This window comes from Sporofaciens sp. JLR.KK001 (genome assembly GCF_036941055.1).
Taxonomy (GTDB): domain Bacteria; phylum Bacillota; class Clostridia; order Lachnospirales; family Lachnospiraceae; genus Sporofaciens.
Genome location: NZ_JAYMNO010000001.1, coordinates 1,089,209 through 1,107,325, shown reverse-complemented (window position 1 = coordinate 1,107,325; position 18,117 = coordinate 1,089,209). Strand labels below are relative to the sequence as shown.

Here is an 18,117-nt window from a genome sequence, read left to right as displayed (position 1 = left end):
AATACACCACCATGGCAAAAATAAACGGTTTTCAATACGGCGCGGAGCTATTATGCAAGTCGTCGTTTCCGGCCACACTGGAGGCTGATAACCTCCCCTGCATTATCGAAGTAATGGTCTACCGGCTCAACGCCGTGGCCGCTACCAGCTATTCACTTGACGGGGAGGATCCTCTGCTCCATTTCCTCGGACTGGATAAAACAGATACATACATCACCCGGCATGAGATTGACGATCTTTTCACCGTCGTTCATGCCAGAAAGGAGGCAGAACCATGGCAGCAATAAACACGATCGCAAAAGAATGGGCCAACGAGATCCGCGACGGGATCGCGTGGGTAATCGTCTGGAAAACCGGCCGGAGCTGGAACGCTCAGGCGATGTGGCTGAACTCAGACACGGACACATTCGAGCCGGAGGATCTGGAGCAGGCCCGCAAGATACTGGAGCAGGATCCAAACGCCGTTATGATAAATGGCTACTACTGCGGACACTTCGGCGAGGACATGACCGTGGCAGAGCTGGCGGCAGGGATCCGCTGGCACTACGAGAACGGCTACAACCTGCTGGACGGCTCGACGGCATTTCCACCGGGGCCTATGGAACACCTGGCAGATCAGCAGCAGGAAACAGATAAATGCCCAGCGCCCAGCGCTCTGTATATTGACGGGAAACGCTTCACCGGACAGATCACAGAGCTGACGCTTCCGCGCTTCTCCCCTCCTGAGCTGAACCTCCCAGAGCTTCGGAGCCCGCCCAGCATGGAGCTGAACCTCACGATCACACCGAACACGGCCGCGGCTATTCTGGAAGCCCTACAACCGGCAGTGCTACGCTTTTTCGAGGCGCTTGTCAACGCTGCAAGGGAGGCGTGGGCTGGGATCAAACGATCGGCCAAGGCGGCGGGCAGGATCGTGGCCCGGATCGCTGGCAGGTGCATAGACGCCATGCTCTACAAAGCAAACGATCACCCGAAATGGTGGCACTACTACAAGCACGCTAAAAAGTACCGTGTGCGCAAAAAATACCGGCGACGACTGGAGCAGCAACTCTGTGATAAGCTGCTGGCCGCCGCTGCTGGATAGGAGGTGGACACATGAGCAAATCTAAACCGTACCGCGTATGTCCGAATTGCGGCTGCAATTTGGATCCCGGCGAGCGTTGCGACTGTAAAGAACGCGCGGAGCTGGACGCCGCCAAAGAAGCCGCGCAGCTGGCAGCAGACCTGACGCACATAGACCGGCGCGAGCCCGTACTCATGCCCGGCGCATAAGCGGCGCACGCTATGAGACATGCCGCGAGTGCGGGCTGGAATGGAATATAAGCAAACAAGCGACGATCCCGTGGTATGGCTATCTCTGCCCGCGGTGCCGGGCAAAGTATAAGCAGCCACGCAGGATCCAACCAAAAGGAGCGAACACATGAGAAACGAGGTTATTTTTGACAGAAAAGGGATCCCGGACATTATGGTGGTATTCACCCCGGACGAGCTGGGCCTCCCGGCAGAAATCAGAGGCAAGGCCGTGAAGGAATACGCAATCAGCAAGTACCCCAATACCCTGATCGGGGGCGTGCCCTACTCCATGCCCTACCAGCAGCCAGCCGTCAACGTCAACCATGACGAAGCGATCCGGCTCTGCGAAAGCAAGGGCCCCGGCTGGCACCTTCTAACAAATGACGAGTGGGCCGCCCTGGCACACCAGAGCCGCAAGAATGGCACCCTCCCCCGCGGAAACACGGACTGCGGAAAGAGCCACAGCCACCCGGAGGAAACCGGCACTACATACAAAGACAGCAGCGGCAGCAGTAAAACCCTGACCGGCTCCGGCCCGGTGACATGGAACCACGACCACACAGCCGAAGGAGTCGCCGACATGTGCGGCAATGTCTGGGAACACGTCGGCGGGATCCGCTTCATAGACGGCAAGGTGCAGGTGATACCGAGAAACGAGGCAGCAGCAGGCGCGGATCAGTCCAGAGACTCAAAGGAGTGGAAAGCGATCTACACAGCCGACGGCGATCCCGTCTACTACAACGTAGAGGACGGCGAGATCAAGCTCCAACCGATAGCACCGGAGGGCAAAGACTACGACGGCGTACAATTCACCGATCTGAACACCTCGGCGCTGGAAGTCCCGGAGAAGCTGATCGAGCTCGGCCTCTACCCTGCGCCCGGATATGAGGGCACGGACTACTTCTGGCTGGACACTGACGGCGAAAGGATCGTGTTCCGCGGGGGCGACTGGGGCGACGGTGCGGGCGCTGGTGTGTTCTACTTCCACGGCTACTACTCCCGCGCGCTTGTCGACTGGGGCGTGGGCTTCCGCTCCGCTTTAATTCGATACTCTGGCGACTCTGGATCTCTGGATAATCTGGACGACGAAGCCACCGATCTGAGCGACGCGCCGCAGGAAGTCAAAGACGCAATCAAGGCCAACGCTGAAAAGCTGGAGCATAAAGAAACCATGACGGATTTTACAAAGGACTGGCCCTTCCCCCTGCCTGACACACTGCCGGGCATGATCCGGCTGACACTTGCCAAGGTACTGACAGACATATACACAGCCGCAGGCGGGCAGGACGCGCTCGGCTTCCAAAGTCTGGCCTACAATGCCAGCGAGGCAGAAATCAAAGTGGCGATCCCGATTGCCTCACAGCTGGCACAAATCAACATAGCAGCCGAGGCCATGAGGCGCGGCATGGAGCAGCTAAAGCTCGCCACCACCACCTCGCTGACACTGACACTCGGAAAGGAGGCAGCCGATCGTGAATAATCTCCGGGAAGTATTCAGGAAATATAAGGCCGTCGTGTTCTTCGATACCGAGACAACCGGCCTCGACGCCAAAACCTGCCGGATCATAGAGCTGGCAGCAATCAGGATCGAGCGGGCAGGTGACGGCACCCTCTACACAGCGGGCCGCGCCGACATGCTCATAAAACTGCCAGACGGACAGCGGATCCCAGAAAAGATCACAGAGCTGACCGGGATCAAGAACGAACAGCTGGAAGCCAGCGGTGTGACTGAATACAACGCTGCAGCAGCCTTCGCCTTCGAGTTTTTGACCTGCAGGCCCGTCCTTCTGGTGGCCCACAATGCACAATTTGATCTTTCATTCACTCAGGAAATGCTCGGCCGGTACGGAGACGACGCGCTGCAACTTTTGAAAGACTGCGACTATCTGGACAGCCTGACGGTGTACAAAGACCGGAGGGACTACCCGCACAAGCTGGAGAACGCGATCGCGGCCTACAATCTGGGGGACAAGGTAAAGAACACCCACCGGGCGATCGACGACGTGAAGGCGCTTTTTGAGGTATGCAGAGCTATGGACGACGAGCGGCCCGATCTTCTGAAATATGTGAACACCTTCGGCTACAACCCGAAGTACGGAGTCAGTGGACAGCGGATCGAAAAAGTGAACTACTGGCCGCAGCGCTTCAACAAATACATGCAGCCACCAAGCTGCACGCTACCGGCCCTGATGAAGAAAAGGAGGAAATAAAAAAGACATGATTAACACGAAAACAGAGCGGCACCCACCACGAATGAGAAGCCGCTCCGCAGGCTATCGCGCAAGCCGTCGAAAGCCTAAAACCATTTTACACCGCTTTTCTCTGTTTTTCAAGCGGGGAAAATGGAAACATGCGCTTGTTTTGGTGCTGGCCGTCCTGGCTGGGCTGGGCGTTCTTTTCCTGCTGCACTGGCTGATCTATTCGTCAAATGGAAGCGACACCACCGCAGCATACACGCCGGAGTCCTCCGCGCTGCCGGAAATCATCATAGAACCGGAGGACAAGCCGCAGGCGTACATATTCAAGGACGGCGACGGCCACCCGGTAGACTGGGAACACCTGACAGACGCATGGGCGAAAGAGGCCGGTTACGAAAAGCGCTACCTTCTCACCGACGACGAGCGGCTGGAGATCGCGCAGGTAATCACTGCGGAGGCTGCGGGCGAGCCCTTCGCTGGCAAGGTGGCCGTGGCCCAGTGCATACTCCAGACATGCGAGGACGAGAGGATCCGCCCGTCCGAAGCTCTGGAAAAGTACAGATACAGCAAAAGGCGGCCGGATCCTACCGCCGAAGCTCTCGAAGCCGTGGAGGCCGTGTTTGACTTCGGACACGTCGCAACCAGCGAGCCGATCCGGTACTTCTACGCGCCGGAGCTTATAGAAAGCAGCTGGCACGAGTCGCAGGCGTATGTAATGACAATTAACAACCATAGATTTTTCAAAGACATTAACCGCTGAAAGTAATCATCAACCAAAGGAGGTAGACCATGGCAGGAAGTCCAAAGGCTGCCGCGCAGCCGAAAACCGCAGAAACACCGCCGCGGGAGGCCATGAGCCTGCAAGAGAAGTTTGTCAAGCTCCGGGAGGCCGTGCCTGCAATCACGCAGCGCCAGCACTCGGAGGGCGTAAAGTATAAATTTGCAAAGATTTTCGACGTTTACGAGCTTCTCACCCCGGCTATGAACCAGTACGGCGTCAACTTCGACATTGTGGCCGAGACAGCCACCAGACACGCCGAAAACGGCGATCCCGTGTACTATTCACATTTTCAGCAGAACACCCAGAGGGGCGGGCTGATCGTGTGGGTATATGAGGCAGACCTGACGATCCGCTGGACGAACGCAGACGATCCGGAGGACATTCTGGAGGTAACGCTTCACGCGATCGGAACCAATGACGGCGGGCCGGACAAAGCAAAGGGATCCGCGTGGACGTACTGCCTCAAATACTATCTCTTTGAAAAGTTCGGCATAGATCAGGGAGACGACGATCCAGACCTGAACGACCGCGGGCAGACAGCGCCACCACCGGCCGCAAATCGCCCCACAGCGCCTCAAAACGGTGCCGCAGGAAGAAATACCGGGCCGCAGCAGCAGAACGCCCAGAACGGGCACACAGGCGCTTCACGTCCCCTAACTGACGCGCAGCTCTCCCGCATGTACCGAAAAGGTGAGGACGCCGGGATCACGCAGGCGCAGATCAATGAGGATATAGCCACGCGGTACAGACAGCAGGATCCGCACAACCTGACACGCGCCCAGTATGATGAAATCTGCAACCGGCTGGACGCCGTAAAGAAACAGCAAGGACAAGGAGGAAACTCGAATGTTTAACCATGCAGGGCTTCTGGGCCGTCTGGCTCAGGAACCGGAAATCAGATACACCCAAAGCGGCGTACCCGTGGCGAGCTTCGACCTCGCCGTGCAGGTGCCGAGCAAAGACAAGAACACCCCGCCCGACTATATCCCGATCACATGCTGGGACAAGCAGGCCGAGTTTGCCGGGCGCTATCTCACCAAGGGCCGCCAGATCGTAGTCGAGGGCCGGATCTCCACCCGGAAATATACCGGCAGCGACGGAAAAACCCACAAAGTCGTAGAAGTCAACGCCTCCCGCCTTTATTTTGCTGACAGCGGGCAAGGAGGCACCGGGGACTATGACGGGAGCGGCCAAGTATAACGGAAAGGAGGCAGGGCTATGGCGCAGGACGCAAAAAAGGGCTTTTTACTCTATTACGACTACCGGAAACACCTCTCACTTTTAAGCGACGCAGAACGCGGGAAGCTGCTCATGGCTCTGCTGAACTATGGGGAGCACGGAGACATGCCGGAGGATCTGGACGGTATGGCCTTTATGGCTTTTTCCTTCATCACCGGGCAAATGGACAGAGACGCCCAGAAGTATGCCGACACCTGCCGGAAACGCAGCGAAGCAGGCAAGCAGGGCGGGCGGCCTAAGAAAGAAACCGGAAAGCAGGACAAAGCAAAAAAAGCAAATGCTTATTCTGAAAAGCAAACCGAAGCAAAAAAAGGTGATACAGAGAAAGAGACTGATACAGAGACAGTAACAGATACAGACACAGAGAAAGGGAAAGAAAGCTCTACCCCCTACCCCCTGAAAGGGGGCCAGCAGGATCCCGTCCCGTATTCAAAAATCGTGGAGCTTTACCACTCAATCTGTACCAGCTACCCGAAGCTGAGGGCCGTCGAAGGAAACCGGGAGAAGCAGATCGCGGCACGCTGGAAAAAATACAAGTCCCTCGACACCTTCCGGGAGCTATTCGAGAAGGCCGAGGCGTCGGACTTCCTGAAAGGGGAAAACGACCGGGCGTGGACGGCCGACTTCGACTGGCTGATCCGCCCCACAAACATGAGCAAAGTGCTGGAAGGGAAATACGACAGCGGCAGCAAGCCCAGATCGGGAACCACGCAAAGCCAGACCGGGGGCAAGCCCTCCACCATGGACGTGCTCGCCGGTATTATCGCAGACGAGGAAGGAGGCGGCGTTTTTGACTAAGGCAGACGCGGCAAAGCTGGTGGCGATCGTCGTCACGGCCTACCCAAATTATGACAAATTCAGAGACGAGGCAGCAGTCACCGCCACAGTGAACCTCTGGGCCTCAATGTTTCAATCAGACGACGGCCGGATCGTAGCGCTGGCACTGAATAAACACATAGCAACAAACAAATGGCCGCCCAGCGTGGCAGAGATCCGGGAGCTCATGCTGGAGCTTATGCACCCAGACCTCATAGAGCCGGATCGGGCGTGGCTCGCAGTCAGTGACCTTCTGTACACGGCCGGGGAAAACAATCACGGCGACCTGCACCAGCAGCTCCCGCCACTGGCGGCCCGTGCCGTCGAGGCGATCGGGTACTGCAACCTCTACGAAATGCACCGGAGTTGTTACCGGGGCGGCAAGCCCGGCATGGATCGCGTGGCCTTCATGGACATTTACAAGCCAATGTACGAGCGGGAGAAACAGCGGGCCATGACACCGGAGGGGCTCACCTCGCAGATCGACGCCGTGGCCTCTGCTATTCCTGACAAGGGCCAGCGCCTACTCGCTGACCGTGAGCAGGCCCGCAGGGAGCATGACGACACCATGAACCGGATCGCATACGGCTGGAGCCGCAGGGCTCTGGAAGCGGCAGACACGCCGCTGGAACTCACAGACGGGGAGGTGAAAAGCTAATGCAAATTATAACCGGAGAAGCCACCGAAGCGCTGCGCCTGCTGCCGTCCGGCTGCTGCAGCACATGCGTGACCTCACCGCCCTACTACGGGCTGAGAAACTACGGAGAAGCCGGGCAGATCGGGCTCGAAGAAACGCCGGAGGAATACACATGGCGGCTGGTGGAAGTTTTCAGGGAAGTGCGCAGAGTATTAAAAGACGACGGCACCCTCTGGCTGAATATCGGCGACAGCTACGCAGCCAGCGGAAAAGGACGGAACCGCGACGGACGTTTCAATGAGAAGGCCGAAAACATTCAAAGCTCTGGACAACGGAAAAGCAGGATCCGGCGCACATGTGAAGGCAACGGGCTGAAACGCAAAGACCTGATCGGGATCCCGTGGCTCCTGGCCTTCGCCCTCCGGGCAGACGGCTGGTACCTGCGTTCAGATATTATCTGGCAGAAACCCAACGCTATGCCCGAAAGCGTAAAAGACCGACCTACACGGGCGCATGAATATATTTTTCTACTCAGTAAAAGCGAGCACTATTTCTACGACGCCGAAGCAATCAAAGAGCCGGCCGTAGGTTTTCCGGGAAGCGAAAACCCGGACGCCAGAAGGAAAGGCAATTCAAAAACATTCAGGGGCGGCGGTGCATATACGCATAACCAAGCAAAAGAAAACAGCGCCAGCGTGGAAAGGCAGAGCCACGGCCTCGTCCCAAATGAAACCGGGACAAGAAACCGGCGCACCGTCTGGACAATCGCCACAAGGCCCTACAAAGGCGCACACTTCGCCACATTTCCAGAGGAACTGGTACGGCCGTGTGTCCTGGCTGGCAGCAGGCTCGGCGACACCATTCTGGATCCGTTCTGCGGGAGCGGGACTACCGGAGCGGTGGCAATTCAGGAGGGCCGGGACTTTATCGGGATAGACATAAACCCGAAATACTGCACCATGAGCGAGCAAAGGATCAAGGAGGTGAGAACGTGAAAAAACTATTGATCGGAGGGAGCCCCTGCACACACTGGAGCATAGCCCAGCACAACGGGCGCGAAAAAGAAGCAAGCGGCATAGGCTGGGAGCTTTTCAGGTGCTATCTGACAGCAAAAGAAAAATTCAAACCGGACTTTTTTCTCTATGAAAATAATAAAAGCGCCTCGGAGGCTATAAAAGAACAGATCAGCCATGAGCTCGGCGCTCCACTCCATTACATCAACAGCGCATTAGTAAGCGCACAGAACCGCCAGCGCTTTTATGTTCACAACTTCGGAGATATAGGACAGCCGGAGGATCGCGGGATCCTGCTCGACGACATTCTGGATACCAGCGACGGCGAACAGTTTTACCAGCTGGCGCATGTCTCAAAAAACGCCGCCTACTGCGTAGCCTGCCGTGGCAGGTATAAAGAAAACGGGAAAATCGGACAGCACCTCGAACCGAGGACGGACGGTAAGACAAATACCCTCACCACCGTGGCAAAGGACAATCTCGTGGCGCAGACGATCAGGATCGGAGATATTCAGAGTCCGGCTCAGGCGCATAGAGTTTACAGCCCCTACGGAAAAAGTGTGAACCTGACAGCAAACGGAGGCGGGCAGGGGGCAAAAACCGGGCTTTATATGTGCCCGATCGACCTCGCGGACTACACTCTGGAAAAAGACGCCTACCACATTGTAAAAAACGGGAAGATCGAAACCAGATACGGGATCCAAGACATAAACCTGCCGGACGGCGCTTATGTGATCCGAAAGCTAAAACCCGTGGAGTGTGAACGGCTCCAGACAATGCCGGACGGGTACACGAAAGGGATCACCGAGACGCAGCGGTATAAATGCCTCGGCAACGGCTGGACAGCTGAGGTAATAAAGTTCATTTTAAGCCACATGAATATACCGAAAAACGAGCCTCTCGTCGTTTTGTCAATGTTCGACGGGATCGCCACCGGGCGTTATGTTCTGGAAAGCCTCGGCTTTACGAATGTAACATACTACGCATACGAGATCGACGAGCCGGCCATTCAGGTAGCAATAAAAAACTACCCGGATATTATTCAAATGGGGGACGCCTTCGACCTGCACAGCGACGACTGGAAACTGAAAGAGGCAGCAATTCGTCCAGACATTTCTGCAGAAACGAAAGAACCTCAAAAAGAAACACCAGCAAAGAAAGACAGAAGCGCAACCAAAACGCCGGCTTTTATCGCGGCAGCGCAGCTCAGACAGCTGGCAAAGGAACGCAGAGCGCTGGCAGACATTCACCCAGAAAGTGAGATTTTCACCAATGATGTGACCGCGATTGAGTACGCTGTCAAAGTGCTGGAGGCTATGGCAATTTAGAAAGGAGCAACACCATGAGAAAACGGTTTATTTATATCTGCTCCCCATGCCTGGGAGATATGGAAAAGAACATCACCAAAGCGCAGGGCTACTGCCGGGAAGTCGCCGAGCTTTTCCCGGACGTGGTGCCGATCGCGCCGCACGTTTATTGTACGCAATTCACGGACGACACAAACCCGAAGGAACGGGCCCTCGGCATGGAACTGGGGATCTCTCTGCTGGGGATATGCTCAGAGCTCTGGGTGTACGGCATGGACAATCCCAGCGAAGGCATGAAGGCCGAGATCGAATACGCGAAGGAACACGGGATCCTCGTCCGGGACGCAACGGAGGCATACCAGAGCGCAGGAAGCGAAACGCCGGACACCGAGCTGGGCGACGCGCTGATCGTCCTTCCCTGTCACGTCGGCACAATGAGCGGGATCTCCGTCGTGAAGTCTACCACCGTTCAAATACCCGGCGAGGCTGTCATAGAACTGGCAAATGAGCTCAGGAAACACCCCGGCCATGACATAACCATGGAGGCAGATCAATGAGCTGGGACACGGTGCCCGGAAAAAACAGCGAGGGCTACCGGGATCCGACTGCTGCCACCGCCCTCTCAAATGTGCAGCGCAGCCAGCGCGGGCTCCAGAGCAAACGGGCCGGGGAACACTTCGAGAACCTGATCTCTGCAAGCCTGAACTGGTACAAAGACAAGGGCGTGGCCTTCATTGAAAAGACGCCGGAGCCTATGTGCCCTCTCCGGCCGCCTAACCGCATGGGCCAGTTTCTTGCCTGCTATACCAAAGCGGGGCAGCCTGATTTTAAGGGGACGCTGACCGGAGGCCGGGCCGTCGTATTTGAGGCAAAGCATACGGACAGCGACCGGATCGAATATGGACGGCTGACCAAGGAGCAGATCGACAGCCTGACAGAGCACCACCGCCTCGGAGCTGCCGCCTTCATCATGGTGAGCTTCGAGCTGCAAGACTTCTACCGGGTGCCGTGGGAAATATGGCGGGACATGAAAAGTCGGTACGGCCATAAGCACATGACGCAGGCAGAGCTTGAACCCTTCCGCGTCGAATATATCGCCGGAGTGCTCAAACTGCTGGAAGGCGTGGAACTTGACGCTCCAGACATTGAACAGAAAGGAGATCAAACAAATGAATGAGGCATTATTAAGCAGCAAGAACTTAAACTGGTGTACGCCGCCGGAGTTCTTCGACGAGCTGGATCAAGAGTTTCATTTCAATCTGGATCCGGCCGCCACCGATAAGTGCGCCAAATGCGCGAAATATTTCACACCGGAAACCGACGGCCTGAAAGCAGACTGGGGAGGCAGCCGCGTATTTTGTAACCCGCCCTACGGCCGCAATATCGGCGAGTGGGTGAAAAAGGGCTACGAGGAAAGCCAGAAGCCCGGCACCGTCGTGGTTATGCTCATACCGGCCAGAACGGACACCTCATACTACCACGATTATATTTTTGGCGGGAAGGCTGACGAAGTGCGCTTCCTGCGGGGGCGGCTCTATTTTACCGACGAAGAAGGCGATCCAAAAGGAAGGGCACCCTTCCCCTCTGCCGTCATTATCTGGCGCAGCAAAGACATGGCACAGAGCCTCCGGGACATGGTGCTGGATCTCATTAAGGGCAAGCCAATGACCGCAAACGAAATCGCAGCCACCCTCTCCGATCGAGGACATCAGGTGAACCGCAGCGACGTGGGCCCGATCCTCACAAAAGCGCAGGCAGCAGGTAAGATAAAGAACGCCGGAAAGCGGGCGTGCAGCGTGACGGGACGCTCTGCAATCGCCTGGACAGCAGTGGAGGGCGTATGAACGGACTGGCAACCATACACGACGACTGCCTCGAATATGAGCTTGAAATCATTTCCATAGCGGAGGAATTAACCGAAAGACGCCTAAAAGCCTACAAAAGCGGGAAAGCAGAAAGTTTCAAGGCTATCATTTCTCTACTGGAAAGTATCAAGCAGGAGGCTGAAACCTACAAAGAATATTTAGACGAAGTAAAAAGTTAAAAGGAGGGATCCCAGACATGAAGAAACAGAAAACCGAGGCAAAGATCAACCTCGAAGCGCTGGCCGGTGGTGCCTTCGCCGAGAAGCTCAACGAGGCGCTCATTCAGGTGGCCGACAATATCCAGAACCCGAACACCGAGGCCACCACCAAGCGGCAGATCAATGTCACAATCAAATTTGCACCGAACAAAACCCGCCAGCTCGTCAACACCCAGATCGCCGTCACAACCAAACTGGCCGCCACCGAGGCGATCGACACTCAAATGATTATGGGTGTAAACATGAGAACCGGCCAGCTGGAGATCGCAGAGTATGACGGCCAGATCCGGGGACAAATGAGCCTCTCCGACCTCACCCAGCCGCAGGAAAAGCCGGAACCGGCAGCAGGCGACGCCCAGCAGACCAAAGCGGCCGAGGCGGCAGCAAGCACCAAGGAGCAGGAAGTCGCCGAACCACAACCCACCGGAAAGCCGCTGGATCTCAAAAACAGAAAGAAAAAGCCGGAGTCTGAAAAGGCCGAGGCGGCAGCAGGCGATCTCGTGCCTGGCAGAGACTTTGATCCTGACACCGGGGAAGTATTAAAAGACGGGCACCCGGTAGACGATCAGAAAAAAATAGTTGCAATCGGCCAAAGAGCCGCACAAGCATAAAAAAGGAGGACAAACACATGGAAGGTATCAAGGAAGCAATCGCTTTTATCACGGGACTGGCAGTAAAGGCAGAAAAGCCCGAAGTCGTGCAGATCAATGGAAGAACCTACTGCACAAAGGATTTAAGGCGCTACGACGCAGCGGACAAGGCGAAACCGATCAAGGCGACCACCCTCACCTCTCTGGTGGACTACATAAAAGAAAGCCGGGAAGAACTGCGGGATCGCATGATTATTCAGGTAATAAGCGCCACCGAGGTGCTGCTCTATTCTGGACTGCTGCCGGAGCGGGATCGAGAAACACTGTTCGAAGTCAACGCCCTACTGCCTCAGTTTGAATATGGCCGGGAGTACGATCAGGAGAGTTTTCTCGTGTCCATGCAATCATGCTTTATGGCAAGCGACGACCGCGAAGCCGTCACCATTCTGGCGAGCAATATCACCAACACGCAGGAGCAGGCATATTCAGACAATGGCGTCACACAGCAGGCAACCATGAAAACCGGGATCACTACAAAGGAGAACGTGCTGGTGCCGAACCCGGTCAACCTGATCCCCTACCGCACATTTCTGGAGGTAGAGCAACCCGCGAGCGACTTCATATTCAGGATCAGCGAAGGCAGGGGCGGCGCTCCGGTATTCAAGCTCGTGGCAGCAGACGGCGGGCTCTGGAAGTCTCAGGCTGTCGAGAATGTAAAAAAATATCTCACCGAAGCGCTGAAAGATATACCGGATCGCGAGCATATCACAATTATTGCATAATATCCGCAAAGCAGAGGGCCCGTGCGGCCTCTCTGCTATCAGGAGGAAAAAGACAATGAAAAAAGGAACGTGCCTTTTGTGCGATCGTTTCTGGACATGCAACAAAAGAAAAGCCAACGGCGGGTGCGACGAATATATAAGAAAAAATAAAAAAGCAACACAAAGCAAAGAAAAGCAACTAAAAGCATAAAAAGCAAATGCTTTTTAAAGGAGAAAAAATGGAAATTTTCAACTACTCAATAGTGAAAGTGCTCAACGAGGAACGCCTAAACCGCGTTGTATGGGTGAAAATGATCCGCGACTTCTACGACGGTAAAAAAGAAGTCTCCGCTGGCTTTTTCCCGGCCGAGTGGGAAGCATATAAAAGCCGCGGACAATATCCAGAGACGAGAGCTCTTGACGAACGCGCGGTCGCCTATTATGAAAATATGCCGGACGCCGAATGGTACAAGTCACGGCACGCCGCGAAGCTCTCAGACTTTACCGACGCAGAAATCGTCGCAGAGTTTAACAGAAGGCTGGACAGCCCACTATTTCATAAGATCGGGATCGAAAGCCGGGCCATTATCAAAGGAGAGAACGCATGAATATAAGAACATGTAAAAGCTGCGGAAAGCCGATCCTCTGGATCCGCACTCGCTCCGGCCGCTCAATGCCATGCGACACTCGGCCGGTAAACTATCGAATAAAGCCCGGAGGCAGCACAAAGCTGGTAACACCTGCCGGGGACGTGATAAGCTGCGAAACAGTGGACGATCCGGCAGAAGCTCAGGGCTGGGGCTATACGCCACACTGGAGCACCTGCAACGCGCCGGACACATTCAGAAGGAGAGAAAAACAGTGAACGGAGAAAAGGCGAGGCTCTGCCCCTTCAAAAAGCAGATCAAGAGGACATTCAAATGCGGGAAGCATGGAGAGCCAGACATAATCGCAAGCGACCGCCTCGGCTACTGCGCAGGGGATCGGTGCATGGCGTACAAAGACGGGCATTGTCTCCGGCTTGAAAGGCTGGAGGACATACCACTGAAAAGGAGGACAAGGAAATGATCGCACTCAACATTCTGCTGGGCGTCGTGGCCGCGGTGCTGCTGCTCGGCGTACTGGGCGAAAAGGACAACCAGCGCCACAAGTCGATCGTGCTCGCCTTCGTGGCCGTGATCGCGCTCATTATCTGCATGAATACAATTTTTTAAGGAGGACGCAAAAATGGGATATAAACCGAAGATCATCACCGGAAAAGTGACCGGGACGGGCTGGCCGATTGACGGCCATGTGCTCTACTTCTCCCAGTGGGACTATGACAACTACGACAGCTGGCACCTCTACGGCTGGGACGACGCAGACGACGAGGCCGTCATGGAGACAATGTTCATCACCGAGACGGAGGCCGGGCTCTGCTGCTACGACACGCTGGAAACCTTCGCGGAGGTATGGCGGGCGAAGAAATGGGAGCCGGAGGGCGTGTTCTGTCTGGAGCTCGATCAGGTGGAAGTCATAGAGGTGAAGCAGGAAGAACAAAAGGACGACACCCGCGAGAAGCTCCGCAAGTTTGGCATTGACCTGACGCCAAGGAAAGACGGAGAAAAGGGCGGGATCCTCTGCCTGCCTCTCGACGAGAACCTGAACGGAGACACCAAAGCAAAGCACCCGGACTGGGAGCTGATCGACTGCCCCAACTGCGGGCGCAAGTGCTGGAAATCGTCTGAAGCTGACAAGCTCAAAAAAGAGCAGGGCGTCCAGTGGCTCTGTACACGCTGCGCTCTGGAGGCGGGCCTCGTCTCCCCCTTCCGGCAAAACAACACACCGCACCCGGAGGGAAACCGGGCGCAGAGAAGGAGGGCAAAGCATGGGAAAAGAAAATAAATGGACAACTGGCTGCCGAGTAAATGGCTGGTGCGCCGCAAGTTTCTGGGCTTCAAGAATACCACAAAACCAGCCACACCCAGAAGGGAACCGGGCGCAGAGAAGGAGGGTAAAACGTGAAAAGAGAAAACAATAAGCTCTACGCTCTCACCATTCTGATCTCAGCACCGGCATGGATCGCACTTCTGGCAGCAAAAGGCTGCGGATCCGTCGGCATAAACTGGCCCACCGCTATTCTGGGGGCCGTCTGGATCCCGGCGCTGACGCTGGCGGCCCTTCTGGCGCTCACCGGCGTGCTCGTCCTGCTCCATGAGGCCACGAAGCGGATCCACGAATGGAAACGCCGCCGGAAAGTCGCCCGGACGCTCTGGGAGTCCGTGGAGGGGCTCACCCTGAACAATATCGGCCCGATCTATGGGATAAGGCGACAGCCGGGCGAGAAAAACCGGAGCTACAAGCGCAGGATCCTGAAAGCAGCCCGGACGCTGGACACTGTAAACGTACAGAACGCGCCCACACCGGCAACCGGCCAGAAGCTCGACGCGATCGCGAAAAAGCACGGGCTCAGGCGCTACCCTCACGAGACAGACGAGCAGCTCCAGAACCGACTCCGGGAGGCCGTTCTCAAAAATCTGGAGGGAGGGCGAAAAAATGGCAGAGTATAAACCAGAAGCCGAGCCGAAAGCGTGGGCCGACGGCGTGCCAGTATTCTGCGCACACGACGCGATCGTGGACGTCGCCATGCTGGTGCCGAACCCGAAGAACCCGAACCAGCACCCGGACAGCCAGATCCAGCTACTCGGCCGGATAATCAGGCAGGCGGGCTGGCGGCAGCCGATCACCGTCTCGAAGCGCTCCGGCTTCATAGTGAAGGGGCACGGACGCCTCGCCGCTGCCCTTCTGGAAGGAATGAAAGAGGCACCGGTGGACTATCAGAACTACACCTCGGAGGCCGAGGAATACGCCGATCTGGTGGCTGACAACCGGATCGCGGAGCTGGCAGAGACAGACAACAAGCTGCTGGCTGACATTTTCGCAGAAATCGACACCGGCGAGATCCCCATGGAGCTGACCGGGTACACGGAGGACGAGGTGGAACACCTCGTCACCGCGCTGTCAGAAGCCCTTCACAATGATCTGGAAGAACCGGACGACATACCGGAGCCGCCAGAGCCCGATCAGGTAATCACCCAGAAGGGCGACCTCTGGATCCTCGGCCGTCACCGCGTCGTCTGCGGGGACGCTACCAACGAAAAAGACCGGGCAATGCTGCTGGACGGCGCACACCCGGAGATCCTGCTCACAGATCCACCCTACTGCTCCGGCGGCTTCCAAGAATCAGGGAGATCAGAGGGAAGTATAGGAACCAAACGATACGACGCCAACGGGAAGGAAATCAAAGTCACGATCGCCAACGATTCCCTCAGCACGCGCGGGTATCAGTCGCTTATGAAACAGATCCTTCAAAACTTCGACGGCCGCGTGGCTTATATTTTCACAGACTGGCGCATGTGGGTGTATTTATTTGACGTCGTGGAAGGATCCGGCCTCGGCGTCAAAAATATGCTGGTATGGAATAAGAAAAGCCCTGGCATGGGTATGGGCTGGAGGACGCAGCACGAGCTCGTCATGTTCGCCCACCGCACAAAACCAAAGTGGGACAATCACAAAGGCTACGGCAACGTACTGGAGGCCACGCGCTCCGGGAATGAGCTGCACCCAACACAAAAACCAGTGGAAATACTGGAAAAACTGCTCGACAATACGGACTGGGCCGAGGGCGTTCTTGACACCTTCGGAGGATCAGGCACTACCCTGATCGCAGCCGAAAGTGTCGGGCAAGCGTCGTTTCTCATGGAAATGGAACCCCGGTTTGTGGACGTCATTGTACGCAGGTACATAAAAACCACCGGAAAAGACACCGGGATCCAGCTAATCAGAAAGGGCGCGCTGCAGCCGCGGGAAGTCTACGAGAGCATATTCAACGAATAGAAACAAAAAAGGAGACGGGGCCAATGGGCCAGAAGAAAAAGACCGGTGAAAAACAGCCGAAAGAAACCGACAAAATAAAAAAGAAGCTGGAGCGCGTCGCTACGCTGAAACGCCGGATCGACAATCTGATCGAGCGGCTGGAGTATCTGGAGTCCACCATGGGCTCCGCTTCCACTCCAAATCTCACCGGGCTGCCGGGCGGTGGAGACGGCACCAGCAAAACAGAGCGAGAAGTCGCGAAAAAGCTGGAACTTGAAACGCAGCTCCGTGACCTGATCGACGACGAAGGCGAAACCCGCAGAGAGCTGGAGCGCATGATCGGACTTATGAAAAAGCCGGACGAACAGACCATCATAGAAATGCGTTATTTTGACGAGGCAAGCTGGTGGACGATCTGCGCCGTTCTGTACGGGAAGGAGGACGACTACGAAACAAATAGCCAGCGATACCTAAAACGGGCCTTTAAAATCCATGGTTCGGCCCTGCAAACCCTCGCAAAAATCGAAAAAGAAAATTATTAAATTTTTATAAACAAAATAAAAAACGCCTCCAAAATGCCCGCAAAGCCTTATTTTAAAGGGCATTTCAGCGTATGGGGATAAAAGGGGATAAAAAGGGACAAAAGGGGATAAAAGGGGATAATGCCGTGTGCTATACTGTAAAATAGCGAAAGCCGTCTGGAGAGCATAAACGCCGCCGGGCGGTTTTCTGTTTTTCAAAACAGGATTGCTACACCACTTCCCTGCGTGCTATAATATCCCAAAGATGACTAAAACAAAAAACCACGGGAGGTTATCAAACATGGGAAGCAATAAAAAACTCAGCTTATGGGGAGACATTCTCAACCAGAAGCCCCAAAAACAAACACAACCGCAGGGGAATGTGTGGGAAGTGACGGTAAGAAATGCAAACGGAGCCCCGGCAATCCTCTGTAAAAATGGCAAGGAATGGTTTCATGCAGACAAAACATGGCCCTCTCCGTCTGGCTCTTATTACATTCATACCGGCATGGACGGAAACGCCAACGAAGGGATCGCAACCACGACAAAGAATGAAGGGATCCGCATACGGAAAACGGAGGACTTCGTGGAAGCCGCTCTTATTACAGACGAGGGCGTGGGCTATGCAATAACAGACGAGGGCGTCCTTTATGTTCTGACGGCAGATACAGCCAGCCAACGCCGATTATGTGAGGACTACGAGCCAAACACCTACATGCTAACCCCTCAGCTATGCGCTGTCATTTATGACGCAGACAGCGACGACGATCTGGAGGCTGCCTATCTCAAAGTGATTGACCTTAAAAGTTTCAAGAGCTGGAAAAAGAAAATCAGATACAACGCAGAGCGTGGAAAGAACCTGATTTTTAAGATTGAACAAAGCGGCAGCATAATAAAAGCAATAATGCCAGACCAGAGCGTCCACGAGTTCACGACCGACGGGAAAATAAATAAATAGAAATCTGAAACCGCTAAGGAAATACCGAGGCGGTTTTTCTTATGCCCTGCCCTCCAGAAAAAGAC

Annotated in this window: 27 protein-coding genes; all 27 read left to right on the top strand. The window is 55.4% G+C overall.

All coding sequences use genetic code 11. From position 1 onward, the window contains the following. Positions 1 to 11 precede the first annotated feature (11 nt). The 27 genes from VSQ62_RS06035 to VSQ62_RS05905 all read left to right on the top strand — a co-directional run bounded on the left by VSQ62_RS06035 (position 12) and on the right by VSQ62_RS05905 (position 18,052). Positions 12 to 287, top strand: a complete 276-nt coding sequence (locus VSQ62_RS06035) for a hypothetical protein (protein ID WP_334633769.1) — start codon at positions 12 to 14, stop codon at positions 285 to 287. Continuing rightward, the gene (locus VSQ62_RS06030) at positions 275 to 1,084 is read left to right on the top strand and encodes a hypothetical protein (protein WP_334633768.1); all 810 of its coding nucleotides are present in this window, start codon (positions 275 to 277) and stop codon (positions 1,082 to 1,084) included. Before VSQ62_RS06035 ends, VSQ62_RS06030 begins: the two co-directional genes overlap by 13 nt. 11 nt (positions 1,085 to 1,095) lie before the next feature. Beyond that, the gene (locus tag VSQ62_RS06025) at positions 1,096 to 1,272 is read left to right on the top strand and encodes a hypothetical protein (protein WP_159751748.1); all 177 of its coding nucleotides are present in this window, start codon (positions 1,096 to 1,098) and stop codon (positions 1,270 to 1,272) included. A 148-nt stretch (positions 1,273 to 1,420) separates the two neighbouring features. After that, positions 1,421 to 2,773, top strand: a complete 1,353-nt coding sequence (locus VSQ62_RS06020; protein WP_334633767.1) for an SUMF1/EgtB/PvdO family nonheme iron enzyme — start codon at positions 1,421 to 1,423, stop codon at positions 2,771 to 2,773. Beyond that, on the top strand, positions 2,766 to 3,503 hold the full coding sequence (locus tag VSQ62_RS06015; protein WP_334633766.1) for a 3'-5' exonuclease: 738 nt from the start codon (positions 2,766 to 2,768) through the stop codon (positions 3,501 to 3,503). The genes VSQ62_RS06020 and VSQ62_RS06015 overlap by 8 nt, the downstream gene beginning before the upstream one ends. Before the next feature lie 7 nt (positions 3,504 to 3,510). Then, positions 3,511 to 4,251, top strand: a complete 741-nt coding sequence (locus VSQ62_RS06010) for a spore cortex-lytic protein (protein WP_334633765.1) — start codon at positions 3,511 to 3,513, stop codon at positions 4,249 to 4,251. 29 nt (positions 4,252 to 4,280) lie between these two features. Beyond that, entirely contained in the window at positions 4,281 to 5,126 is an 846-nt protein-coding gene (locus tag VSQ62_RS06005) for an ERF family protein (RefSeq protein WP_334633764.1), read from the top strand. Next, complete coding sequence (locus VSQ62_RS06000; protein WP_334633763.1) at positions 5,119 to 5,472, top strand: single-stranded DNA-binding protein; 354 nt, start codon at positions 5,119 to 5,121, stop codon at positions 5,470 to 5,472. Before VSQ62_RS06005 ends, VSQ62_RS06000 begins: the two co-directional genes overlap by 8 nt. An 18-nt stretch (positions 5,473 to 5,490) precedes the next feature. Beyond that, complete coding sequence (locus tag VSQ62_RS05995; RefSeq protein WP_334633762.1) at positions 5,491 to 6,309, top strand: DUF6291 domain-containing protein; 819 nt, start codon at positions 5,491 to 5,493, stop codon at positions 6,307 to 6,309. Next, entirely contained in the window at positions 6,302 to 6,985 is a 684-nt protein-coding gene (locus tag VSQ62_RS05990; RefSeq protein ID WP_334633761.1) for a replicative helicase loader/inhibitor, read from the top strand. The genes VSQ62_RS05995 and VSQ62_RS05990 overlap by 8 nt, the downstream gene beginning before the upstream one ends. After that, the gene (locus tag VSQ62_RS05985) at positions 6,985 to 7,959 is read left to right on the top strand and encodes a DNA-methyltransferase (protein WP_334633760.1); all 975 of its coding nucleotides are present in this window, start codon (positions 6,985 to 6,987) and stop codon (positions 7,957 to 7,959) included. Before VSQ62_RS05990 ends, VSQ62_RS05985 begins: the two co-directional genes overlap by 1 nt. Further along, positions 7,956 to 9,305 carry a DNA cytosine methyltransferase gene (locus VSQ62_RS05980; protein ID WP_334633757.1) on the top strand — a complete coding sequence of 450 codons (1,350 nt, stop codon included), beginning with the start codon at positions 7,956 to 7,958 and terminating at the stop codon, positions 9,303 to 9,305. Before VSQ62_RS05985 ends, VSQ62_RS05980 begins: the two co-directional genes overlap by 4 nt. Positions 9,306 to 9,319: 14 nt before the next feature. Next, positions 9,320 to 9,841, top strand: a complete 522-nt coding sequence (locus VSQ62_RS05975; protein ID WP_334633755.1) for a DUF7768 domain-containing protein — start codon at positions 9,320 to 9,322, stop codon at positions 9,839 to 9,841. Between the two features lie 11 nt (positions 9,842 to 9,852). After that, positions 9,853 to 10,461, top strand: coding sequence for a Holliday junction resolvase RecU (locus VSQ62_RS05970; RefSeq protein ID WP_334633753.1), 609 nt, complete (start codon positions 9,853 to 9,855; stop codon positions 10,459 to 10,461). After that, the gene (locus VSQ62_RS05965) at positions 10,454 to 11,128 is read left to right on the top strand and encodes a DNA N-6-adenine-methyltransferase (protein ID WP_334633751.1); all 675 of its coding nucleotides are present in this window, start codon (positions 10,454 to 10,456) and stop codon (positions 11,126 to 11,128) included. The genes VSQ62_RS05970 and VSQ62_RS05965 overlap by 8 nt, the downstream gene beginning before the upstream one ends. Next, the gene (locus VSQ62_RS05960; RefSeq protein WP_334633749.1) at positions 11,125 to 11,328 is read left to right on the top strand and encodes a hypothetical protein; all 204 of its coding nucleotides are present in this window, start codon (positions 11,125 to 11,127) and stop codon (positions 11,326 to 11,328) included. The genes VSQ62_RS05965 and VSQ62_RS05960 overlap by 4 nt, the downstream gene beginning before the upstream one ends. Positions 11,329 to 11,345: 17 nt before the next feature. Then, a complete protein-coding gene (locus VSQ62_RS05955; RefSeq protein WP_334633747.1) occupies positions 11,346 to 11,978 on the top strand; it encodes a replication protein in 633 nt (210 codons plus the stop codon). A gap of 17 nt (positions 11,979 to 11,995) precedes the next feature. Next, a complete protein-coding gene (locus VSQ62_RS05950) occupies positions 11,996 to 12,739 on the top strand; it encodes a hypothetical protein (RefSeq protein WP_334633746.1) in 744 nt (247 codons plus the stop codon). A 55-nt stretch (positions 12,740 to 12,794) separates the two neighbouring features. Further along, a complete protein-coding gene (locus VSQ62_RS05945; RefSeq protein WP_334633745.1) occupies positions 12,795 to 12,929 on the top strand; it encodes a hypothetical protein in 135 nt (44 codons plus the stop codon). 28 nt (positions 12,930 to 12,957) lie between these two features. Further along, positions 12,958 to 13,326, top strand: coding sequence for a hypothetical protein (locus tag VSQ62_RS05940; protein ID WP_334633744.1), 369 nt, complete (start codon positions 12,958 to 12,960; stop codon positions 13,324 to 13,326). 253 nt (positions 13,327 to 13,579) lie between these two features. Next, positions 13,580 to 13,786: a hypothetical protein gene (locus tag VSQ62_RS05935; RefSeq protein ID WP_334633743.1), complete on the top strand. Its 207-nt coding sequence runs from the start codon at positions 13,580 to 13,582 to the stop codon at positions 13,784 to 13,786. Beyond that, complete coding sequence (locus VSQ62_RS05930; RefSeq protein ID WP_334633742.1) at positions 13,783 to 13,932, top strand: hypothetical protein; 150 nt, start codon at positions 13,783 to 13,785, stop codon at positions 13,930 to 13,932. Before VSQ62_RS05935 ends, VSQ62_RS05930 begins: the two co-directional genes overlap by 4 nt. Positions 13,933 to 13,945: 13 nt before the next feature. Further along, the gene (locus VSQ62_RS05925; protein ID WP_334633741.1) at positions 13,946 to 14,602 is read left to right on the top strand and encodes a hypothetical protein; all 657 of its coding nucleotides are present in this window, start codon (positions 13,946 to 13,948) and stop codon (positions 14,600 to 14,602) included. Positions 14,603 to 14,718: 116 nt separating this feature from the next. Continuing rightward, a complete protein-coding gene (locus VSQ62_RS05920; RefSeq protein WP_334633740.1) occupies positions 14,719 to 15,267 on the top strand; it encodes a hypothetical protein in 549 nt (182 codons plus the stop codon). After that, on the top strand, positions 15,254 to 16,594 hold the full coding sequence (locus VSQ62_RS05915) for a site-specific DNA-methyltransferase (protein ID WP_334633739.1): 1,341 nt from the start codon (positions 15,254 to 15,256) through the stop codon (positions 16,592 to 16,594). Before VSQ62_RS05920 ends, VSQ62_RS05915 begins: the two co-directional genes overlap by 14 nt. A 23-nt stretch (positions 16,595 to 16,617) precedes the next feature. Then, on the top strand, positions 16,618 to 17,115 hold the full coding sequence (locus VSQ62_RS05910; RefSeq protein WP_159751768.1) for a DUF1492 domain-containing protein: 498 nt from the start codon (positions 16,618 to 16,620) through the stop codon (positions 17,113 to 17,115). A gap of 280 nt (positions 17,116 to 17,395) precedes the next feature. Further along, complete coding sequence (locus tag VSQ62_RS05905; protein ID WP_334633738.1) at positions 17,396 to 18,052, top strand: hypothetical protein; 657 nt, start codon at positions 17,396 to 17,398, stop codon at positions 18,050 to 18,052. The last annotated feature ends 65 nt before the right edge of the window (positions 18,053 to 18,117 follow it).

Coding starts and splice junctions, on each gene's coding strand:
- VSQ62_RS05985 (WP_334633760.1), top strand. CDS start 6,985: ATGCAAATTATAACCGGAGAAGCCACCGAAGCGCTGCGCCTGCTGCCG.
- VSQ62_RS05910 (WP_159751768.1), top strand. CDS start 16,618: ATGGGCCAGAAGAAAAAGACCGGTGAAAAACAGCCGAAAGAAACCGAC.
- VSQ62_RS05965 (WP_334633751.1), top strand. CDS start 10,454: ATGAATGAGGCATTATTAAGCAGCAAGAACTTAAACTGGTGTACGCCG.
- VSQ62_RS06020 (WP_334633767.1), top strand. CDS start 1,421: ATGAGAAACGAGGTTATTTTTGACAGAAAAGGGATCCCGGACATTATG.
- VSQ62_RS05925 (WP_334633741.1), top strand. CDS start 13,946: ATGGGATATAAACCGAAGATCATCACCGGAAAAGTGACCGGGACGGGC.
- VSQ62_RS05960 (WP_334633749.1), top strand. CDS start 11,125: ATGAACGGACTGGCAACCATACACGACGACTGCCTCGAATATGAGCTT.
- VSQ62_RS05915 (WP_334633739.1), top strand. CDS start 15,254: ATGGCAGAGTATAAACCAGAAGCCGAGCCGAAAGCGTGGGCCGACGGC.
- VSQ62_RS05905 (WP_334633738.1), top strand. CDS start 17,396: ATGGGAAGCAATAAAAAACTCAGCTTATGGGGAGACATTCTCAACCAG.
- VSQ62_RS05995 (WP_334633762.1), top strand. CDS start 5,491: ATGGCGCAGGACGCAAAAAAGGGCTTTTTACTCTATTACGACTACCGG.
- VSQ62_RS06025 (WP_159751748.1), top strand. CDS start 1,096: ATGAGCAAATCTAAACCGTACCGCGTATGTCCGAATTGCGGCTGCAAT.
- VSQ62_RS05930 (WP_334633742.1), top strand. CDS start 13,783: ATGATCGCACTCAACATTCTGCTGGGCGTCGTGGCCGCGGTGCTGCTG.
- VSQ62_RS06005 (WP_334633764.1), top strand. CDS start 4,281: ATGGCAGGAAGTCCAAAGGCTGCCGCGCAGCCGAAAACCGCAGAAACA.
- VSQ62_RS05945 (WP_334633745.1), top strand. CDS start 12,795: ATGAAAAAAGGAACGTGCCTTTTGTGCGATCGTTTCTGGACATGCAAC.
- VSQ62_RS06000 (WP_334633763.1), top strand. CDS start 5,119: ATGTTTAACCATGCAGGGCTTCTGGGCCGTCTGGCTCAGGAACCGGAA.
- VSQ62_RS06010 (WP_334633765.1), top strand. CDS start 3,511: ATGATTAACACGAAAACAGAGCGGCACCCACCACGAATGAGAAGCCGC.
- VSQ62_RS05975 (WP_334633755.1), top strand. CDS start 9,320: ATGAGAAAACGGTTTATTTATATCTGCTCCCCATGCCTGGGAGATATG.
- VSQ62_RS06030 (WP_334633768.1), top strand. CDS start 275: ATGGCAGCAATAAACACGATCGCAAAAGAATGGGCCAACGAGATCCGC.
- VSQ62_RS05955 (WP_334633747.1), top strand. CDS start 11,346: ATGAAGAAACAGAAAACCGAGGCAAAGATCAACCTCGAAGCGCTGGCC.
- VSQ62_RS05950 (WP_334633746.1), top strand. CDS start 11,996: ATGGAAGGTATCAAGGAAGCAATCGCTTTTATCACGGGACTGGCAGTA.
- VSQ62_RS05940 (WP_334633744.1), top strand. CDS start 12,958: ATGGAAATTTTCAACTACTCAATAGTGAAAGTGCTCAACGAGGAACGC.
- VSQ62_RS06035 (WP_334633769.1), top strand. CDS start 12: ATGGCAAAAATAAACGGTTTTCAATACGGCGCGGAGCTATTATGCAAG.